The organism is Nonomuraea glycinis (assembly GCF_014646515.1).
GTDB lineage: Bacteria > Actinomycetota > Actinomycetes > Streptosporangiales > Streptosporangiaceae > Nonomuraea > Nonomuraea glycinis.
This window is the reverse complement of the sequence record NZ_BMNK01000020.1, coordinates 72,281-91,811: the sequence shown is the minus strand read 5'-3', so window position 1 is coordinate 91,811 and position 19,531 is coordinate 72,281. Positions and strand designations below refer to the sequence as shown.

Sequence of the window (19,531 nt, the reverse complement as noted above, 5' to 3'; positions counted from 1 at the left end):
GTTGCAGACCCTTTCTCCACCACCGGATGATTTCCGCGCGTCGAATTGCCCGATCATCCCACGATTTGCCACGTGAGGCGGTTCATTTGCAACGTGAGACGGTTCAGGCGACGTGAATGGTGAAGCCGTCCCCGCTGACCACCTGACCGGTGCGGATCTTGGCCCGCTTTCTGAGCTCCACCTCGCCGTCCACCAGCACCATGCCCTCGGCGATCAGATGCTTGGCCAGGCCCCCCGTCTCGGTGACCCCGCAGTATTTCAGCAGGTCGCACAGCGGGATGTAGTCGGAGCGCAGCTCGAAGTCCAGGTCCACGGGGACCAAGCCTAGATGCCGCGCATCCTCAGCACGTGCAGGGCCAGAGTCAGGTTCAGGCGCAGGTGCGGGTCGTCGGTGAAGTTGCCGAGGAGCCGTTCCAGCTTGCCGATCCGGTAGCGCAGCGTGTTGTAGTGGAAGTGCAGCCGCCTGGCCGTTTCCGCGACATTCAGGTTGGTCTCCAGCAGCACTTGGAGAGTGCGCCGCAGGTCGGCGTTCTCGGCGTCGGCGTCGGCGGCCAGCGGGCCCAGGGTCTCGCGGACGAAGGCGTGCAGCTCCTCGGTGTCGTTCACCAGCGACAGCAGCCGGTAGACGCCGAGCTGGTCGAAGTGCGCGACCGCCCCCCTGCCGTGCAGCTGGCGGCCGACCCGGGCCGCCTTGAGCGCCTGGGAGTAGGCCTCCGGCAGCGTCTCCGCGCCCTGGCAGGGGCGGGAGGTGCCCGTCGAGAACGTGGCGGGCGGCACGTCGGCGAAGGCGGCGGCGGCGTCCTTGGCCACCCGGTCGGCGTCCACGGCGGCGTCCAGCACCGCCACCACCTCGTGCGAGAAGCCCGCGACCGCGCCGCGCTGATCGTGCCGGCGCATCGTGGCGGTCCAGCAGGTGACCAGGCGATCCTGGGCGGTGCGCTCGTCGCCCTCCGGGTCGAGCTCGGCCACCAGCACGGTGACCGGCCGCTCCAGGTCCCAGCCGAACGCCCTGGCCCTGGCCGTGACCCGCTCCGCCGACCCGGCCCGGCCGGTGAGCACGTCACGCAGGAAGTCCGCCCGGTATTTGCTCTCCACCGCGTTGACCGCCTCCTGCCGGGTGACGGCGAGCGCGGCGACGGTGGCGGCACGCTCCAGGATGCTCAGGTCGCTGTCCTGGATCACGCCGGCCGGGCTGTAGGCGACGATCCGCCCGTGATGGTGCCCGCCCGCGATCACCGGCACCGAGGCCATCGTCCCGCCGCGCGCCCGCGCGCCCGGACCGGCGGAGGTGGACGTCGGCGGCAGCCGGACGGCCGAACCGGTCGCCCCGGCGGGCGGCAGCGGCGGACCCTCCCGGACGATCGACTCGCGTAACGACGCGACCTGGTCGGGCGGCCCGGCGACGGCCAGGATCCGCCCGCCGCCGTCCACCGCCGCGACCGACACGTCGAGCAGCAGGGCGACCTCGGCGGTGACCTCGTCCAGCCCGCCTCCGGCCAGCACCACCTGGACCAGCGCCCGGTGCGCCTCCTCCGCGCGGACCAGCGCGGCCGCCTGCCGGTTGAGGATGTCGGTCAGCACCTGGTTGAGAATGTCGTCGAAGCCGACGTCGTTCGGCAGCAGGATGAGCGGGAAGCCGAGCCGATCGGCCTGCTCGATCATCTCCTCCGGCAGCTCGTCCACGTAGCGGCCGAGCTTGATGCCCAGCGCGGCCAGCCCGCGCTCGTCCAGGTCCGCCACCAGGCGGCCGAGCGACTGCGGGGTGTTGCGCAGCGGGTAACCGGTGGTGAGCAGCAACTCGTGCGGCTTCACCCAGGCCAGGATGTCGGGCACCTCCATGACGTTGAGGCGCTGCACGATGCGGCCCAGGCCGCTCTCCCCCGCGAGCAGCCGCGCCCCGGCGAGCGTCGACACGCCCAGCACCTCCCCCACGGACACGCCATGGATGATCGTTCCGGTGCTGGCGAGGCGGACTGGGGGCTCCATGGGGCGATTGTTCCCTGGGATCGGTCTGTCAGGAAGAGCCAACCTTCCCGCCGACTGTTGGCAAATTTCTCCGTACGGGGGGTTGCCGGGACCGTTCTACGGTCAGGTCAGGGTCCGTAGGGAGGTCGGGTGACGGTCGGTACACACGCTCGGCGGGTTCGCGTCCATGTCACGGGCGCCGCCAGCACGGCGGTACGTCCCGTCCTGGAGTCGCCCCGGCGTCCCGCCCGGGTGCTCGCCGCGTTCTCCGCCGGGATATACCTCGAGGTCAGGACCGAGCTGGAGCCGTCGGTGATCGCCGTCATCAGCGGCGAGGGCATCCGGCTGCCCAACTCGCTGCTGCTCGCCGCCGAGCTGCCGCGCGTCACGGTGGGTGACGAGGCGTTCGCCGGGGACGGGTCGGTGGAGGTGGGGCGGCTGAGCCTGCGGGTGCGCCGCTGGTGGGATCCCGCGCCCGCGCTGGGCGAGGTCGATCCGCGCACGCTCGCGTCGCTGTGCCTGACCGGCGAGGCCCAGGGCGCGCCTGGACTGGCGGGGCACGACGCGGTCGAGCTGCTGGCCGCCAGTTGCGCCTCAGGCTGGCTGCTGGGCGCGGTGACGGCGGCGGAGCGGCTGGTGGGCCTCGGTCCCGGCCTCACCCCGAGCGGGGACGACGTGCTGGCCGGACTGCTGGTGACGCTCCGGCACCTGGGCACCGCGACCGGGGTCGAGCGGGCGGTACGGCTCGGCGGCTGGCTGGCGGCGGCCGTCACCTTCGACGCCCGCACCCGTACGACGCCGCTCTCGGCGACGCTGCTGCACTGCGCCGCCCGGGGGGAGGCGTGCCCCGAGGTGATCGCCGTACTGCGCGGCCTCGCCGGGCGCCAGCCCCTCGAACCCGCGCTACGACGCCTGCACAGCCTCGGCCACACCTCCGGCGCCGACCTCGCCCAGGGCATCGCCATCGGCCTCGACGCGGTCCTCGCCCTGGGAGACCCCCGATGAACGACCCGAACGCGACGCCCGACGCCGTGTTCGTTCGGCGGGGGGCCTACTACGACTCGGTGACGCTCATGCGGGTGAGCGGCGCTCTGGCGGACTTGCCCGGCACGCAGGTGGCCATCGTGGCCATGGCCACGGAGCTCAACCTCGATCTCGCCCGCGACCTGGGCTTCGAGGTGCCCGAGGCCGGGCCGGGCGATCTGCTGGTGGCGCTGCGCGGCGCGGACGTCGACGCGGCGGTGGCCGAGCTGGACAGCCGGCTGCGGGCGCAGGCGGTGCAGGGGGGCCAGGCGGCCGAGCAGCCGCCGCTCACCACCCGCTCGGCGGCGGCCCGGTCGGCCGCGGATCTGGTGCTGGTGTCGGTGCCGGGCGAGCACGCCTTCGGTGAGGCGCTGGACGCCATCGAGGCCGGACTGCCTGTGATGATCTTCAGTGACGGGGTGCCCGTCGAGCAGGAGCGCCTGCTGAAGGAGCGGGCCGACGAGCGCGGCCTGCTGGTCATGGGCCCCGACTGCGGCACGGCCGTCATCGGCGGCGTCGGCCTCGGCTTCGCCAACGTGCTGAGGCCCGGCCCGGTCGGCGTGGTCGCCGCCTCCGGCACCGGCGCGCAGCAGGTCACCTGCCTGCTCGACCTGGCCGGGGTGGGCGTCAGCCAGGTGCTCGGCGTCGGGGGAAGGGACCTGTCCGCGCCGATCGGCGGCCGCTCCACGCTGCGGGCGCTGCGGATGCTCGACGACGATCCGGCCACCGAGCTCATCATCCTCATCTCCAAGCCGCCCGCCCCGGGCGTGGCGGACGCCGTACAGAAAGTCATCGCGACGCTGCGCACGCCGGTCGTGACGGCGCTGCTCGGGCAGGGCGGGGACCTGACCGCGGCGACGGAGACGGCCCTACACGCCCTCGACCTACCGGTCCCCCGCTGGCCGCGCTACCCCGCCGACACGTCAGCCGGACCGGGTGGGCCGGGTAGGTCGGTGGGGGGTGGGCTTGTGGGGGTTTATTCGGGGGGGACGTTGTGTGCCGAGGCGGCGTTGGTCGCCGGGCGGGGTGAGTTCACCGACTACGGCGACGATGCCTACACCCGGGGCCGCGCGCACCCGATGATCGATCCGACGCTCCGGCTGGAGGCGCTGCGCCGGGTGCGGCCGGGCGACGTGGTGCTCATGGACGTGGTGCTCGGCCACGGCGCGGACCCCGATCCGGCCGCCGGGCTGGCCCCCGTCATCGCGAGCGTCCCGGCGCCCGTCGTGGTCGCGCTCATCGGCACCGAGGCCGATCCGCAGGGCCTGCGGGAGCAGCGCGCCGCGCTCTGCCGGGCGGGCGCCACCGTCTTCGCCTCCAACGCCCAGGCCGCCCGCCACGCCGCGAGCCTGCTCGGTCATCCCGGAGGTCACGTACAAGGAGAGGATCGATGACGCTGCTCGACGGCCCGCCCCGGGTGATCACAGCCGGCGCGAGCCTTCTGGCGGAGTCGCTGCGCGAGCAGGCGGCCGACGTCACCGCCGTGGCCTGGCGGCCGCCCCTGGCGGGCACGGCCGGCGCCCTGGCCAGGATCCTCGCCGACCCGCGCAGGCACGCGGCCAACGAGCTCGCCGTCCACCGGCTCACCACCGCCCGCCCGTACCTCGTGGGAGTGCGCCGGGCCTCGGAGGTGCTGCGGCTGCCGGCGGGGATGTTCCTGCACGCCGGCCCGCCCATCACCTGGCAGCGGGCCTCGGGCCCGATGCGGGGGGCGCTGATCGGCGCGATGCTGCTGGAGGGGTACGCCCGCGACGAGCGCGAGGCCACCGCCGCCCTGTCCGCCGGCCAGGTCAGGCTGGAGCCCTGCCATCAGCACGCGACCGTGGGGCCGATGGCGGGCGTGGTGAGTCCGTCGATGTGGATGTTCGAGGTACGCGACGCCGAACACGGCGGGACCGCCTACTGCTCGCTCAACGAGGGCCTGGGCAAGGTGCTGCGCTATGGCGCGTTCGGCCCCGAGGTGCTGGACCGGCTGCGCTGGATGGACGACGTGCTGGGACCGGTGCTGTCGGCGGCGGTCGAGCTGGCCGGGCCGATCGACCTGCGGTCGCTGATCGCGCAGGCGCTGCAGATGGGCGACGAACTGCACAATCGCAATCGGGCGGCGACCTCGCTGCTGCTGCGCGAGCTCGCCCCCGCCGTGGCCGACGCCGCGCCGGCCACCGCCTCCGAGGTGCTGCGCTTCATCGCCGGCAACGACCACTTCTTCCTGAACGCGGGCATGGCGGCGGCCAAGGTGAGCACCGACGCGGCCCGCGACATCCCGGGGTCGTCGCTGGTCGTCGCGATGGCGCGCAACGGCACCGACTTCGGCGTGCAGGTCTCGGGGCTCGGCTCGCGGTGGTTCACCGGCCCGGCGGGCGTGCCGGACGGGCTCTATCTGGGCGCGTACGGTCCGGCGGACGCCAATCCGGACATCGGCGACTCCACCATCACCGAGACGTCGGGGCTGGGCGGGTTCGCGATGGCGGCGGCCCCGGCCATCGTGCGGTTCGTGGGCGGCGAGGTGGCGGACGCGGTGGCGGCGACCCGGTCGATGTACGAGATCACGGTGGCCGAGCACCCCGCCTACCAGATTCCCGGGCTGGGCTTCCGTGGCACGCCGGTGGGGATCGACGTGACGCTGGTCGCCAGGACCGGCGTGCTGCCGGTGGTCAACACCGGGATCGCCGGACGGGTGGCGGGCACCGGGCAGGTCGGCGCCGGTCTGGTGAGCCCGCCCGCCGAGGCGTTCACCAGCGCCCTCGCGGCCCTGGCCGACGCAGCAGCGGATCCCTTCGCGGACGGACCCACGTCGGCTCTTCGGTAAAGAGCCTTCAGCTTTCCCTCCGAGTGTTGCGCCTATATCGTGGCGAACCTCGTAATCTGGAGCCGCCACGCAGGGGCGAAGAGACTGAAGGTGGGGGCGGACATGGCAGCGGACCGCGGCGTCGAAGGCGGCGCTCCGCAGAGCCAGGGCCGCCTGATCGGCAGGCGCTACCGCCTGATGTCGCCGGTCGGCAGGGGCGGCATGGGCATGGTCTGGCACGCCCACGACGTCCTGCTGGCCCGCGACGTGGCGGTCAAGGAGCTCATCCTGCCGTTCGGGCTCGACCAGGCGGGCAAGCAGGTGGCTTACCGGCGGATGCTGCGTGAGGCCAGGTCCGCCGCGCGGCTGACCCATCCGGGCATCGTCACCGTGCACGACGTGGTCGAGGAGGACGGCCGGCCCTGGATCGTCATGGAGCTGGTCCGGGCCTGGTCCCTGGAGCAGGCGGTGCGGCAGAGCGGCCCGCTGCCGGTGATCCAGGCCGCGGAGATCGGCATCCGGGTGCTGGACGCGGTCCGGCACGCGCACGCCGCCGGCATCCTGCACCGCGACATCAAGCCGGGCAACGTGCTGCTCACCTCCGACCGGGTGGTGCTGACGGACTTCGGCATCGCCGCGATCGAGGGCGATGTGACGATCACGCAGACCGGGCTGCTCATGGGCTCGCCGGCCTACGTCCCGCCGGAGCGGCTGTCCGGGCAGCAGCTCACCCAGGCGGCCGACCTGTGGTCGTTCGGGGCGACGCTGTACGCCGCGGTCGAGGGACGCCCGCCGTACGAGGGGCCGGACGCGATCGCGGTGCTCGGCGCGGTGCTCACCCAGGCGCCGAACCCGATCCAGCACGCGGGCGCGCTGGGGCCCGTCATCGAGGGCCTGCTCCGCAAGAACCCGGCGGAGCGGCTCACCGCCGAGCAGGTCGGGGAGATGCTGGAGCGGGTGCTGAGCGCGCACGGCGCGGTGCGGCCGCGCACCCAGCAGCCGCCGCAGCAGCCTCTGCCGCCGCAGCCCGACCTCACCCCGGCCCGGGGCATGGACTCCTCGTCCGGTCCGCTGCCTTCGCGGATCGTGGAGACACCCTCAGGCCCGGTACGCGTGCCGTACGACCCGAACAGCCCGTCCGGCGGCTACTCCAGGCCGTTCGACGGGGGGTCGAGCCCCTCGGGCAGCCACCGCACCGAGCAGTTGCCGCCGTCGCCACGTCCGGACAGGTTCGACGCGTTCACCAGCGCCTCGGGCGCGCAGCGGATGCCACAGGACATCTCCGGCCCGCACAGCACCTCGGGGGCGCACCCCCTCCCGGAGGAGCCGTTCGTGTCGCGCGGCCTGCTGGACAGCTCGTCGAACCCGCAGCCGCCGCTCAGCGCGCCGCCGGACCCCTACGCCGGCCCGCACGGCCCCTTAGCCGCTCCGGACGAGCGCTCGGCGCCGCCGATCCTCCCGCTGACCAGTGACAGCCGGACCGCGGGCCGCCCCACGCCCTGGCCGCTCGCCTCGGCCGACGACCTGCGCGACCAGTCTCGCGGCCTGGCGCGGGAGTCCGCGCACCGCAGCCTGGCGACCATGCCGGGCGTGGCGCACCGCAACACCACGAGCAGGCGCAGGCCCGAGGACACGGGCAACGCGTGGGTGCGGGACGGGCGGCCGACGCCGCTGCTGATCGTCATCGCCGTCGCGTCCGTGCTCACCGTGGTGGCCGTGCTGATGTTCATCGCCTCCGGCAGCGGCGACTCGCAGGCCCCGCTGGAGGTCACCTCCGCGCCCTCGGCCAGTGCGCTCGTCACCGAGCCCGAGGCCTCGCCGGTGCCCGACGGCTATCGGGAGCAGACACCCGCCGGGTTCAAGGTCGGCGTGCCTCCGGACTGGAAGCTGGCCTCGTCGGAAGGCGAGGCCACCTTCTCAGGCCCGAAGGACTCCAGCGCGCGCATCGTGGTCGAGGACGTGACGTCGCAGGCCGACGGCGGCCTGGCGGAGCTGAGCCGCGCGGAGGCCGACGGCGGCGTGGACGGCTACATCCAGGTGCAGCTCCAGGCGGTGCGCTACCGGGACTGGAAGGCGGCCGACTGGGAGTACACCTACACGACCAAGAACGGCGTCCCCATGCACGCGCTGTCCAGGTACGTCACGATCGACGACAGCACCGCCTACAAGATCACCTTTGAGATGCCGGAGCTCACCTGGGACGACCAGGCCAAGACCCGCAAGGTGTTCCTAGACACCTTCCGTCAGACCGCCTGACGCGCCCGCAGGCGTCAGGGCCGTCCCGCCGAGCGCGCGGTCGAGGAAGTCGCGGACCGTCTCGGCCAGCTCGACTCTGTGGTCGGACAGGGCATGGTCGGTCGCCCATTCGTGATGCTCCAGCCGGGCCGCGGCGTAGGCGCCCACCAGCGGCCGGTGATGCACCTCGGCGGGCGTGACAGGGTCCAGCCCGCCGCCGATGAGCAGCACGGGCCGGTCGGCGAACGACGGCGCCAAGGCCGCCAGGCTCCACCGTTCCCCCGCCGCCTCCATCTCGCCGACCAGCTCCTCGCCGCTGGTCCCGCGCAGCGGGAGCAACTCGCCGTCGAAGATCTCGACGTACGCGCGCCGCCCGGCGGGGCCGAGCCCGCGGGTGACCGTACCGAAGTCGAAGCCGGAAACCGAGACGGTGGCGGCGATGCCCGGATCGCCGGCGGCGGTCATCAGGGCCGCGAAGCCGCCGAAGCTGTGCCCGACGACCGCCAGCCGTCCGGGGTCGAGCCGGTGGGCGGCCGCGAACGCCTCCTCCCGCACCGCGCGCACCACGCGGCCGGCGTCCTCAAGCGCGTTCGCCCACGACCAATGGCCGCCGACGCCCCAGGAGCCGCGATAGTGGAAGACCAAGGCGGCATATCCGGCCCGGCGCAGCGACTGCGCGAGGTCGAAGTTGCGCTCGTTGCCCGGAAAGCCGTGCAACAGAACGGCCACGGGGTGCGGGCCCTCCCCTTCAGGCAGGTGCAGAACGCCGAGCAGCGCGACCTCGTCGCTGTCGAACGTCACCGCGGGTGTGGCGGCTCTCATGTCGATCTCCCTTCAGTCAAGCGGGAACGTTAACACCTCGCCGCACCGGTGGACCGCGACGGACCCCGGCTCGCGGCGATCTTCGGCGGACCGGCCGCGTCGTTTCCGGCGGGCCGCGCGCACGCTCCTTCAGACCGTCTTTCCGCCGGTCGCCGGGGTGCTGTACGTTTTTCCGCATGGAGTTGGGGAGCATCTACTTCTATCCGGTGAAGTCGACGAGCGGGCACGAGGTCGGCGAGGCCGAGGTACAACCCTGGGGCCTGGCCGGCGACCGGCGTTACCTCGTCGTCGACGAGCGCGGCCGGCCGATGAGCGCTCGTGAGCACCCGATCATGCTGGCCTGCGTGGCCGAGCCCGACGGTGACACCATCACGCTCACCGGCCCGCACGCCGCCGCGCTGCGCGTCACCCCCACCTCCCGCCGGTTCACGGCCGATGTCTGGGGCACGCCCGTGGAGGTCACCGACTGCGGTGACGACGCCGCCGCCTGGATGTCCGCGCTGATCGGGCGGACCGGCAGGCTGGCCTGGCTGGACGATCCGACCCGCCGGCCGGTCAACCCCGCCTATGGCCTGCCGCAGGACCGGGTCAGCCTGGCCGACGGCTACCCACTGCTGCTGACCTCGACGGCGTCGCTGGCCCAGCTCGACACGTGGGTGGCGCGGACGGCCGACGAGCTCGGCGAGCCGCCGCCCGCGCCGCTGTCGATGCGCAGGTTCCGGCCGAGCGTCGTGGTGGACGGCGCGGACGCCCCGTTCTCCGAGGACGCGTGGCAGCGGCTGCGGATCGGCGAGGTGGACTTCCGGGTGGCCAAGCTGTGCGACCGGTGCGTGCTGACCACCGTGGATCCGGAGACGACGGCCAAGGGCAAGGAGCCGATCCGGACGCTCGCCAGGCACCGCAGGTGGGACGGCAAGACCTGGTTCGGCGTCAACCTCATCCCCGACGGCACGGGCCGGATCGCCAAGGGTGACCTGGTGACCGTACTCTGACCGGATAAGGATATCTGTCCCCTTTGGGGGGTCTTGAGGATTATGCGAGACTTCACGGGTGTCCAGCACCCCCACGAAGTCCGCCGTCTCCTCCCCTGACCGCATCCGTGGCATTCAGCGGCGTACGTTGGGCGTTCTGTCGGGCGCGCAGATCGTCGGCGGAGTGGGAGTCGCCGTCGGGCTGGCCCTCAGCTCGGTGGTCGTGGACGAGCTGTCGGGCTCGACGGTGATCAGCGGGTTCGCCGGAACCGCCACCGTGCTCGGCGCCGCGCTGCTGGCGCTGCCCATCGCCAAGGTCGCGGGGCGGGGCGGGCGCCGGGTGGGCCTGGCCCTGGCCTACCTGGCGGCGCTGCTGGGCTGCCTGATCTCGGTCACGGCCATCGGCCTGGCGAACTGGCCGCTGCTGCTGGCCGGGCTGGTCCTGGTGGGCGGCGGCAGCGCCGGCAACCTGGCCGCCCGCTACTCCGCCACCGACCTGTCCCCGCCCGGCCACGCCGCCAGGCACCTGTCCCTGGTCGTCTGGGCCGCCACGATCGGCTCGGTCGCCGGCCCCATGCTGGCCGAGCCCGCCGACCGGATCGGCCTGGACGCCGGACTCGCGGGCAAGGCGGGACCGTTCGCGTTCTCCGCGCTCGCCTTCGCCGGAGCGCTGGTGATCATCCTGTCCGGCCTGCGCCCCGACCCGCTCAAGCTGGCCCGCGAACTGGACGGCACGCCGCCCGCCGCCAAGGGCGGGAACCGGACGATCAGAACCGGCTGGCTGAGCCTGCGGGCCGCCCCGATGGCGCGCACGGCTCTGGTGATGATCGCGGTCAGCCACACCGCGATGGTGTCGATCATGTCGATGACCCCGGTGCAGCTCCACCACGACGGCTCCTCCCTGCAGGTCATCGGCCTCGTGATCAGCCTGCACATCAGCGGCATGTACGTGCTGTCGCCGGTGGTGGGCTGGCTGGCGGACAAGGCGGGCCGGGTGCCGGTGCTGCTGGCCGGCATGGGCCTGCTGCTGGCCTCCGCCGCGCTGGCGGGCACGGCCGGGCACCGCCTCTGGCAGGTGAGCGTGGCGCTGTTCCTGCTCGGCCTGGGCTGGTCGTGCGGTCTGGTGGCCGGCTCGGCGCTGGTCAGCGAGTCGGTGCCGCTCGAAGGGCGGACGGCGGTGCAGGGGCTGTCGGACCTGCTGATGAACGTCTGCGGCGCCACCGGCACGATCATCGCCGGCGCGATCGTGGGCGGCCTGTCCTACGGCGTGCTCGGCCTGGTGGTCGGCGTGATGGTGACAGCGGCGGGACTCTGGCTCGCCATCACCTGGCGCCGACGCAGCACCTGACTCACTTGACGTCGGCGTAGCAGCTGACTCACTTGACGTCGGCGTAGCAGCTGACTCACTTGACGTCGGCGTAGCAGCTGACTCACTTGACGTCGGCGTAGCAGCTGACTCACTTGGCGTCGGCGTAGCAGCTGACCGCGACCGCTTCCATCGGGAACCGGACCGGGGTCCGGCTCCCGAACAGCAGCCTGCTGGCCTCGGCGGCCGCCGCCGAGACCCCGGCCATCACCTCTTCGGCCTGGTCCAGCGGGCAGTGCACCATGACCTCGTCATGCTGGAAGAACACCAGCCTGGCGGGGTCGGGCAGCCGGCCGCGCAGCACCGCCATGAGGGACAGCGCCCATTCGGCGGCCGTGGCCTGCACCACGAAGTTGCGGGTGAACCGCCCCCGGTCGCGGGCCGCCTTGGCGCCCTCCGGACCGGACACGAGCTCCTTCCACCGCCCGGACGGCGGCGGGCTGGTGCGGCCGAGCCAGGAGCGGACCAGCCGCCCCTCCTCGCCCTCCTTGGCCGCGTCCTCGACGAACCGGTAAGCCTGCGGGAAGCGCTGGCGCAGCATCGCGAGCAGCTTGGCGGCGTCGCCGCTGGTGCCGCCGTACATGGCGGACAGCATCGCGATCTTGGCGTTGTCGCGCTCGCCGCCGAACGACCTGGCCAGCGCCGAGTAGAGGTCGATCTCGCCGGCCGCGGCGGCCAGCCCCGCGTCACCGGCCATCGCGGCCAGCACCCGCGGCTCCAGCTGGGCGGCGTCGGCGACGATCAACGTCCACCCGTCGTCGGCCACCACCACGCGCCGCATCACCTTGGGGATCTGCAGCGCCCCGCCGCCGCTGGTGGCCCAGCGCCCGGACACCACGCCGCCCACCACGTACTCGGCGCGGAAGCGGCCGTCGCGCACCCACTGATCCGCCCAGGTCCAGCCGTGGAAGCTGTACAGCCGGGCCAGCTCCTTGTACGCGAGCAGCGGCCCGACCGCCGGGTGGTCGAGCTTCTTGAGCTCCCAGGACCGGGTGGTCTTCAACGCCACCCCGGCGCTCTTGAACGCCTTGACGAGCTGCTGCACCGAGTCGGGGTTGACCGGATGGCCGAACGCGGCCGACACCTCGTCGGCCAGCGCCTGCAGCTTGGCCGGCCGCATGCCGTGCACCGGGCGCGGGCCGAGCAGGTCGGTGAGCAGGGCGTCGTGCAGGTCCGCGCGCCACGGCATGCCGTCGTGGCCCATCTCGGCGGCGATCAGCGCGCCCGCCGACTCGGCCGCCACGAGCAGCCGGAACCGCCCCGGATCGGGCAGCGCCTCGATCCGCCGGAGTTGGTCGGCCAGCACCTCGGCGACCGCCTCGGCGCCCAGCGGCTCGGGCGCGAACAGCGTGCCGGGCTCGTCGGGCCGCTCGTCCGGCACGGGCAGGCCGTGCAGCCGGGCGTGGGCGGCCCTGGCCGAGCGGGGCTCGCCGTACCGGCCCTGGTGGGCGAGCAACAGGCCCTCGGTGAGGGCGAGGTCGTGGCAGCGTCCCACCCGCAGGCCGGCGCGCAGCAGGCCCGGGTAGCTCTCGCGGGTGTCGCCCCACACCCACCGCGGCCGCGCGGCCTCGTGGCCGCGCATCGCCGCCGCCAGGTCGCCGGGCTGCTCGGCCGTCCCCCCGACCGGGAGGATCGTCTGTCCTGCCAGGACCGTGTACACGTCTCCCAGACTGTCAGGTGACTACGACAAATCCGTCAAATCGATCACCACCTCGTCCTCGACGGGCGGCTCCAGCTCCTGCTGCAGGCAGCCGGTGGCGGCCAGGCAGCGCACGGTGAGCCGGTCGGGAGTGACCGACAGGTGCAGGAACTGCTTGAAGAACGGCGGGGTGTCCCAGTCCGACAGCTCGGACAGGTAGTGCTGGAACACCGTACCCACCGGCAGCCGGAACGGCCACGGCCAGGAGCCGAGCAGCCGCGCCGCCCACCTCATCCGCGCCGTCACCTTCACCGGCCGGTCAATGGGCCGGACCGGGGTGTTCTTGATCTGCTCGGCCATGATGCAGGCCGCCTCGTCGGGCGTGAGGCCGATCCACTTCATCCGCAGCCGCTTGGCGTACAGGTGACTGTAGAACGACAGCGAGTCCCCGCGCAGCGGATAGCTCCGGTAGTCGTCCTCGTGCACGCCACCCACGTCCACGCGGCGGATGGTGTGGGTGGCGTGCATGAAGGCGCCGCCGCCGCCCGAGACGATGTAGTGGATCACCCGGTCGCCGACCTTGACGGGGTAGCGCTGGTAGTTGTGCACGTCTCCGCCGATGGCCGCGACGTAGCGGTGCCGGGGATCGCGGACGATGTCGTCGATGGTGCCGCCCTCCTCCAGCTTGGACGGCTTGTACTCGTTGCGGGTGTAGATCGGCTTGCCGGTGACCAGGATCTTCGGGCGGGGGTCGAGCGACACCCGGCGCAGCCACGCGGTCTGCTCGCGGTCGATCGCCCCCTTGATGCCGGTGTCGACGCCCACGACGAGCAGGCTCGGGCTCTCGATCACCCAGTAAGGTCCCGGCTGCGCGGCCTGCCCGGCCGCCTGCTGCGACGGCCTGCTCCTGAGCTCGCGGGCCTCGGCGAGCACCCGCTCGTCGATGGTCTCCGGCCGCCGCCACAGTAACCCGCGCGGTCCCCGGTCCGGTCGGGGCTTGAGCGGCGGCGCGTCACAGAACACCCGCATGAACCCGCCCAGCCCGTCGTACCAGTCGTGGTTGCCGGGGATGGCGTAGATCGGCGCGTCGTAGTCCTGGTACGGCCGGAAGAACTTGTCGCCGTACTCGTTGCCCGATCCCGCCGGATAGAGCACGTCGCTGGCGATCACCGCGAAGGCCGTGCCCTGGCCCGCCTTCAGCATCCCCGGCACGACGGCGTACTGCGAGGCGTCTCCCTCGCCGGTGTCGCCCAGCAGCAGGAAGTCGAAGCTCTCCCCGACGTCCGGCCTGATCCGGAACTCGGCGTCGGCCTCGCGCTCCCGTTGCGAGGCGACCCACCGCGCGCGTACCTCCCCCGACGGGTCGCCGAACAGTCCGGCGAGCACCTCGTTCCTGGAGCGCCACAGTGTGCGCACGTTCAGCCAGCTGAATCCCTGCTTGTCCGGCCGGAGCCGGGTGAACGTGCCGATCTGCGCGCAAGTCCATCCGGCGCCCTCTTCGGACACCCGGGATGATGCCCGCTTCCCCCGCTCTGCCGCGATTTCCTCCATGACCACATCTTTGCCATCTCGCACCAGAAGCGCACCCTGAAACGGAGAGTGCCGTCATCAGCACGGATGGTGTAGCCTCGACGGCCCGAGCAAGCGGTTGTGGTCCGCCAGGGAGGCTTCCATGCCCCGCAACGGTTCCGATGACGCGCTGCGGCGAAGCTCCACGGCGGTGACGGCCGTCGAGGGCCTGCTCGCCTACGCGCAGACCCAGCGTCGCTGGGGACGGGGCGCGATCAGGAGCGTCGACCGGGCGATCGCCATGAGCCGCGCCCTTGTCGCCGAGGCCCCCGAGCACACGCCGCTGCTGGCCCGCGCGCTGCGCACCGCGGCCCGCCTGCACCTGCGGCGCGGACGCCCCGGCGAGGCCCTCCCCCTGGCCGAGGAGGCGGCCGGCCTCGCCCGGCGGTCGGGCGGCGCCGCGCTGGTGCCGTACCTGCGCTGCCTGGCGGAGGTCTATCAGTCCCTGCACCGGTACGGCGACGCCGTCGCCCTGATGTCCGAGGCCGACGACCTCCCTCCCCCGCCGTGACCCCGCGCCCGGAGCGCTCCCGGCTTCGGGACACCCGCGGGAGATCAGGACCCCGGCCGGTCGCCCTCAGGAGATCAGGACGCCGGGGTTCAGGATGCCGGAGGGGTCCACCTCGTGTTTGACCGCGCGCAGGATCGCCGTGCCCAGCGGGCCGATCTCAGTGGCGTAGGCGTCGCGGTGGTCGCGGCCGACGCCGTGGTGGTGCGAGATGGTGCCGCCGGCCTCGATGATCGCCTGGCTGGCCGCCGCCTTCGCGCGCTCCCACTGGGCCAGCGGGTCGGCGTCCTGCGCGGTCACCACGGTGAAGTACAGCGACGCGCCGGTCTCGTACACGTGCGAGATGTGACACATGACCAGCGGCGAGCCGAGCGAACCGAGCATCGCCAGCCGGACCGCGTCGTACAGCCGGGGCAGGCCCGCCCAGAAGCACGCGGTCTCCAGCGTCTCGACGGTGGCCCCGGCGGCCAGCAGCGAGTCGCGCAGGTAGGGGGCCGAGAAGCGGCCGCGCACCCAGGCCTCGCCGGGCTCGGTGCCGAGCGGCTCGCCGCCGAGGCCGGACAGGACGGCGGAAGCGGCGGCGCGGCGCTCGGCCACCCGCGCGCCCTCGTAGCCGGTGATCACCAGGCAGCCGGAGTCGCCGCCGCCGATGGCGTCCGGGCGGGCCAGTCCGATCATGGTCTCGGTCTCGTCGGACAGGCGCAGGACGGTGGGCAACGGGCCGTCCTGGGCGAGGGCGCGCAGCGCGGCGGCGCCCGCCTGGAAGCCGGGCAGCCGCCAGCCTTCGTACAGGCGCTCGGCGGGCAGCCGGCGGACCCGCAGGCGGAGCCCGGTGATGACGCCGAAGGCGCCTTCCGAGCCGAGAACGAGCTGGCGCAGGTCGGGGCCGGCGGCGGACTTGGGCGCCCGGCCCAGGTCCAGGGTGCCGGCCGGGGTCGCCACGGTGAGCCCGGCGACCATGTCGTCGAAGCGGCCGTAACCGGCCGAGGCCTGGCCGCTGGACCGGGCCGCCGCGAAGCCGCCGAGGGTGGCGTACTCGAAGGACTGCGGGAAGTGGCCGAGGGTGAGGCCGTGCGCGGCGAGCAGGCGCTCGGCCTCGGGTGCGCGCACGCCCGGCTCGAAGGTGGCGATCATCGAGGTGGTGTCCACGTCGACGAGCCGGTCCAGCCGGCTCAGATCCAGGCAGACGACACCGGTGAAGCCGGTACGGGACGCCGCCAGGCCGCCGACGACCGAGGTGCCGCCGCCGAAGGGGACGACGGCGATCCGCTCGGCCGCGCACAGCCGCAGCAGGTGCGTCACCTCCTCGTGGCCGCCGGGCAGCACGACGGCGTCCGGCGCGTCCGTGCCGTCGCCCGCGCGGATCCGCATCAGGTCGGGGGTGGACTTGCCGCGGGTGTGCCGGACCCGCGCTTCATCAGAAGTCAGGACATGTTCGGCGCCGACCAGGTCCGCGAGCGCCCGCACCTGCCGGGGCTCCAGCGTGAGCGGCGTGAGCCGTACCGACTCCAGGGTGGCGGGGGGCGCGGCCGGCGCGCGGACACCGAGCAGGTCGTGCAGCAGAGCGCGGATCTGCGCGGGGAGCTCGCGGGCCTGGGCGGGGTCGCCCCAGCCCGACCAGAGCATCGGTTCGGAAGGCACGCATACACTGTGACACATGCCGTCGATTCGTCACAATGAGGGTGTGCTCGACGCCGCCCGGGACTGCGTGCTCGCCTACGGGGTGCGGCGCACCACGCTCACCGATGTGGCTCGCCGGGCGGGGGTGTCCCGGATGACGCTCTACCGCCACTGGACGGACGTGCGCGCGCTGGTCGGCGACCTGATGACCCGCGAGTGGGTCGCGATCATCAGCGGGCTCGACCTGTCGGATCCGGTGCCCGCCGTGGTGACGGGGGTGCGCCGGATGCGCGAGCACCCGCTCTGGCGCAAGATCGTGGCGGCCGATCCCGAGATGCTGCTGCCCTATCTGCTCGACCGGCGGGGGGCCAGCCAGGAGGCGGTGCTGGACCTTTTGGAGCCCGCGCTGGGAGACCCGCGCAAGGCCAGGGCGGTGCTGCTGATCGCCCAGTCGTTCCTGGTGTCGGCGCCGACCATGCTCGGCCCGCTGACACTGGACGATCTCGACACCGAGCTCACCGCGATCCTGGAGGCCTACCTTGGATAGCTCGCCGCAGGACAGCTCGCTGAACGCCGCCAGAAGGACCAGGGAGCTGGCGCGGGCCGCGGTGGAGACGGCCGACGTGCTCGTGGTGGGGCTGGGGGCGACGGGCGCGGGCGCGGCGCTGGACGCCGCCGCGCGCGGGCTGAACGTGGTCGCGATCGACGCCCACGACCTGGCGTTCGGCACGTCGAGGTGGAGCTCCAAGATGATCCACGGCGGCCTGCGCTACCTCGCCAAGGGCCAGGTGGGCGTGGCCTACGAGAGCGCGCTGGAGCGCGGCCACCTGCTCACCCGCACCGCGCCGCACCTGGTCAGCGCCTTCCCCTACCTGCTGCCGCTCACGCCGGCCGTCTCCGGCGGCCAGGCGGCCCTGGTGATGACCGGCTACCGGCTCGGCGACGGCCTGCGGGCCGCCGCGCGCACCCCGCGCCGCCTGCTGCCCGGCCCCTCCGCCCTCACCGCGACGCGGGCGCGCGAGCTGGCGCCCGCCCTCATCCGGTACGGCCTGCGCGGCGGACTGCTGTCCTGGGACGGGCGGCTGCTGGACGACGCCCGCCTGGTCGTGGCCCTGGCCAGGACGGCGGCCGGGCACGGCGCCCGGATCCTGACCCGCTGCCGCGCCCTGGAGCTGTCACCGGCGGGAGCCCGGGTGCGTGACGAGTTGACGGGCGAGGAGTTCACCGTCCGCGCCAGGGCGGTGGTCAACGCGACGGGCGTCTGGGCGGGGACGCTGGACCCCGGCGTCCGGCTGCGCCCCTCGCGCGGCACGCACCTCGTGCTGCGGCCGGACGCGCTGCCGGGGCTGCGCGCCGGGCTGCACGTGCCCATTCCCGGGGAGAGCAACAGGTTCGCGCTCGTGCTGCCCCAGCCGGACGGGCGGGTCTACGTGGGACTCACGGACGTCGCCGTGGACGGGCCGGTCCCCGATGTGCCGCAGGCGCCGGAGGAGGACATCAGGACGCTCCTGGACGTGCTGAACACGGTCCTTGCGACCGAACTGCCGCGCACGGCCGTGGCGGGGGCCTACGCGGGCCTCAGGCCGCTCCTGGCCGCCGACGGGCGCTCCGCGGACCTCTCGCGCAGGCACGCCGTCCTGGCGCGTGACGGGATCGTCACGGTGGTGGGCGGCAAGCTCACCACCTACCGGCGGATGGCCGAGGACGCCGTGGACCGGGCGGTCGCGGTGCGCGGCCTGCGCGCGGGGCCGAGCCGTACCGCCGCGCTCCCGCTCGTGGGAGCCGGGCCCGTGCCCGCCGGCGCGCACCCCAGGCTGGTGCGCCGCTACGGCGCCGAGGCCCCTGCCGTGCAGCGGCTGGTGACGGCGCACCCCGAGCCGGTCGGGCTCGGCCTGACCCTGGGCGACCTGATCTGGTCGGTCCGGCACGAGGGCGCGCTGGACGCGGCGATCTGCTCGACCGCAGGACCAGGATCGGCCTGGTCGCCGAGGATCGGGAGCGGGCGGCGTGGGCCGCACTTGGTGCATTCCGCTGAAACAGCACCTTTCCGTTAGGTTAGTCTTACCTAATAAGCGGAAGGGGGCCGGTGTGGCGAAGGGCTGTGAGCATGCGGAGGGCTGCCACACAGGTGGCATACCCACCCTGGCGAGCGCCACGGTGGGCGCCCGGCTCTGGCTGCTCATCGAACACGAGGGCCCGTGGCCGTCACATCTGGAAACCTCCGAGCTTCCTGAGAACGTCGCCAAACTGGTCGCGCGGGCGCTCGAACGCGGCATCCGTCCCCAGCTGATCCGCCGTCCTGGAAAGCGCACCCGCCCGAGACAGCAGGGCATCCGTGTGCTACTGGGGTACGCCGTGGGCGAGCGTCCATGGCTGGCGAGCGGCGTCGTCGCAGGTCCTGACGATCTTGACCTGGACTCGCTGGTGGCCGGAGTGGTCCCCGAGTCCTGCATACTTGAAGACGAGCCGGTATTTCTGGTCTGCACACACGCCAAGCGCAATGTGTGCTGCGCCCGCATTGGATTGCCCCTGGCTCGTTCGCTGGCAGATTTTTTGCCGGACAGAGTATGGGAAACGTCACACGTTGGCGGCGATCGGTACGCCGCCAACCTCGTGTGCTTGCCACACGGAATTTTCTACGGCAGCATGTCTCAGGCCGCTGCGATCGCAGCGGCTGACGCGTACCGGTCGGGCGAGATCATTCTCGACCGTTACCGGGGACGCGCAGGCATCCCTGAGCCATTGCAAGCCGTCGAGCATTTCGCCCGAACCCATACGGGAGAGTGCTCTGTCGGCGCAGTGGCCGTGGAATCCTCAAGGTCGGACGGCGACGTCACCGAAGCCATCGTGCGCTGCGGAGACGTCCGGTTCCAGGTTGTGATCGAGCCATCGGCGTTCCAAGCGCCGTGTGGCACGGCTTGCGCCGAGAAGATCACCACCTACCGGCTGGTTTCGCTGGACAGGCTCACCCCTGTGCGGTACGCCACGGCTGCCCTCAGCTGACCAAGGGAACATCACGGTCCTG

15 protein-coding genes and 1 pseudogene are annotated in these 19,531 nt (G+C 73.0%); 10 read left to right on the top strand and 6 right to left on the bottom strand.

The window, feature by feature from the left end:
* Window positions 1-103 precede the first annotated feature (103 nt).
* Together IEY87_RS38890 and IEY87_RS38885 are read right to left on the bottom strand one after the other, a co-directional pair.
* Window positions 104-313 (bottom strand): RNA-binding S4 domain-containing protein, encoded by a 210-nt coding sequence (locus tag IEY87_RS38890; protein ID WP_189143867.1) that lies wholly within the window; start codon window positions 311-313, stop codon window positions 104-106.
* An 11-nt stretch (window positions 314-324) separates the two neighbouring features.
* Complete coding sequence (locus tag IEY87_RS38885) at window positions 325-1,986, bottom strand: PucR family transcriptional regulator (RefSeq protein ID WP_189143866.1); 1,662 nt, start codon at window positions 1,984-1,986, stop codon at window positions 325-327.
* 129 nt (window positions 1,987-2,115) lie between these two features.
* On the opposite strand from IEY87_RS38885, the gene IEY87_RS38880 reads away from it, so the two are divergent.
* The 4 genes from IEY87_RS38880 (at window position 2,116) to IEY87_RS38865 (ending at window position 8,032) form a co-directional block, all read left to right on the top strand.
* On the top strand, window positions 2,116-2,970 hold the full coding sequence (locus IEY87_RS38880) for an oxamate carbamoyltransferase subunit AllH family protein (protein ID WP_189143865.1): 855 nt from the start codon (window positions 2,116-2,118) through the stop codon (window positions 2,968-2,970).
* Window positions 2,967-4,382 carry an AllF/FdrA family protein gene (locus IEY87_RS38875; RefSeq protein WP_189143864.1) on the top strand — a complete coding sequence of 472 codons (1,416 nt, stop codon included), beginning with the start codon at window positions 2,967-2,969 and terminating at the stop codon, window positions 4,380-4,382. Before IEY87_RS38880 ends, IEY87_RS38875 begins: the two co-directional genes overlap by 4 nt.
* Window positions 4,379-5,797, top strand: a complete 1,419-nt coding sequence (locus tag IEY87_RS38870) for a YlbE family protein (RefSeq protein ID WP_189143863.1) — start codon at window positions 4,379-4,381, stop codon at window positions 5,795-5,797. Before IEY87_RS38875 ends, IEY87_RS38870 begins: the two co-directional genes overlap by 4 nt.
* Window positions 5,798-5,899: 102 nt before the next feature.
* On the top strand, window positions 5,900-8,032 hold the full coding sequence (locus IEY87_RS38865) for a serine/threonine-protein kinase (protein ID WP_189143862.1): 2,133 nt from the start codon (window positions 5,900-5,902) through the stop codon (window positions 8,030-8,032).
* Here the strand turns inward: IEY87_RS38865 and IEY87_RS38860 are convergent.
* Window positions 8,006-8,833 carry an alpha/beta hydrolase family protein gene (locus IEY87_RS38860; RefSeq protein WP_189143861.1) on the bottom strand — a complete coding sequence of 276 codons (828 nt, stop codon included), beginning with the start codon at window positions 8,831-8,833 and terminating at the stop codon, window positions 8,006-8,008. The two genes, IEY87_RS38865 and IEY87_RS38860, sit on opposite strands and share 27 nt — an antisense overlap.
* Before the next feature lie 176 nt (window positions 8,834-9,009).
* Between IEY87_RS38860 and IEY87_RS38855 the strand changes: the two genes are divergently transcribed.
* On the top strand, window positions 9,010-9,825 hold the full coding sequence (locus tag IEY87_RS38855) for an MOSC domain-containing protein (protein WP_189143860.1): 816 nt from the start codon (window positions 9,010-9,012) through the stop codon (window positions 9,823-9,825).
* A gap of 58 nt (window positions 9,826-9,883) precedes the next feature.
* Window positions 9,884-11,152: an MFS transporter gene (locus IEY87_RS38850; RefSeq protein ID WP_225278099.1), complete on the top strand. Its 1,269-nt coding sequence runs from the start codon at window positions 9,884-9,886 to the stop codon at window positions 11,150-11,152.
* 109 nt (window positions 11,153-11,261) lie between these two features.
* Here IEY87_RS38850 and IEY87_RS38845 read toward each other — a convergent pair whose 3' ends face one another.
* On the bottom strand, window positions 11,262-12,830 hold the full coding sequence (locus IEY87_RS38845; RefSeq protein WP_189143859.1) for a bifunctional 3'-5' exonuclease/DNA polymerase: 1,569 nt from the start codon (window positions 12,828-12,830) through the stop codon (window positions 11,262-11,264).
* A gap of 21 nt (window positions 12,831-12,851) precedes the next feature.
* Window positions 12,852-14,360, bottom strand: coding sequence for a metallophosphoesterase family protein (locus tag IEY87_RS38840; RefSeq protein ID WP_189143858.1), 1,509 nt, complete (start codon window positions 14,358-14,360; stop codon window positions 12,852-12,854).
* A 121-nt stretch (window positions 14,361-14,481) separates the two neighbouring features.
* Here IEY87_RS38840 and IEY87_RS38835 point away from each other — a divergent pair, with 121 nt between their 5' ends.
* On the top strand, window positions 14,482-14,889 hold the full coding sequence (locus IEY87_RS38835) for a tetratricopeptide repeat protein (protein WP_189143857.1): 408 nt from the start codon (window positions 14,482-14,484) through the stop codon (window positions 14,887-14,889).
* 66 nt (window positions 14,890-14,955) lie between these two features.
* Here the strand turns inward: IEY87_RS38835 and IEY87_RS38830 are convergent, their stop codons facing one another.
* Complete coding sequence (locus tag IEY87_RS38830) at window positions 14,956-16,512, bottom strand: FAD-binding oxidoreductase (protein ID WP_189143954.1); 1,557 nt, start codon at window positions 16,510-16,512, stop codon at window positions 14,956-14,958.
* Window positions 16,513-16,543: 31 nt separating this feature from the next.
* Here IEY87_RS38830 and IEY87_RS38825 point away from each other — a divergent pair, with 31 nt between their 5' ends.
* The 3 genes and pseudogenes from IEY87_RS38825 to IEY87_RS38815 all read left to right on the top strand — a co-directional run bounded on the left by IEY87_RS38825 (window position 16,544) and on the right by IEY87_RS38815 (window position 19,509).
* Window positions 16,544-17,053, top strand: a complete 510-nt coding sequence (locus tag IEY87_RS38825) for a TetR/AcrR family transcriptional regulator (RefSeq protein WP_189143856.1) — start codon at window positions 16,544-16,546, stop codon at window positions 17,051-17,053.
* Window positions 17,046-18,541: pseudogene (locus IEY87_RS38820) on the top strand (glycerol-3-phosphate dehydrogenase/oxidase). Before IEY87_RS38825 ends, IEY87_RS38820 begins: the two are co-directional and overlap by 8 nt.
* Before the next feature lie 53 nt (window positions 18,542-18,594).
* Window positions 18,595-19,509 carry a sucrase ferredoxin gene (locus IEY87_RS38815; protein ID WP_189143855.1) on the top strand — a complete coding sequence of 305 codons (915 nt, stop codon included), beginning with the start codon at window positions 18,595-18,597 and terminating at the stop codon, window positions 19,507-19,509.
* Window positions 19,510-19,531: the final 22 nt, after the last annotated feature.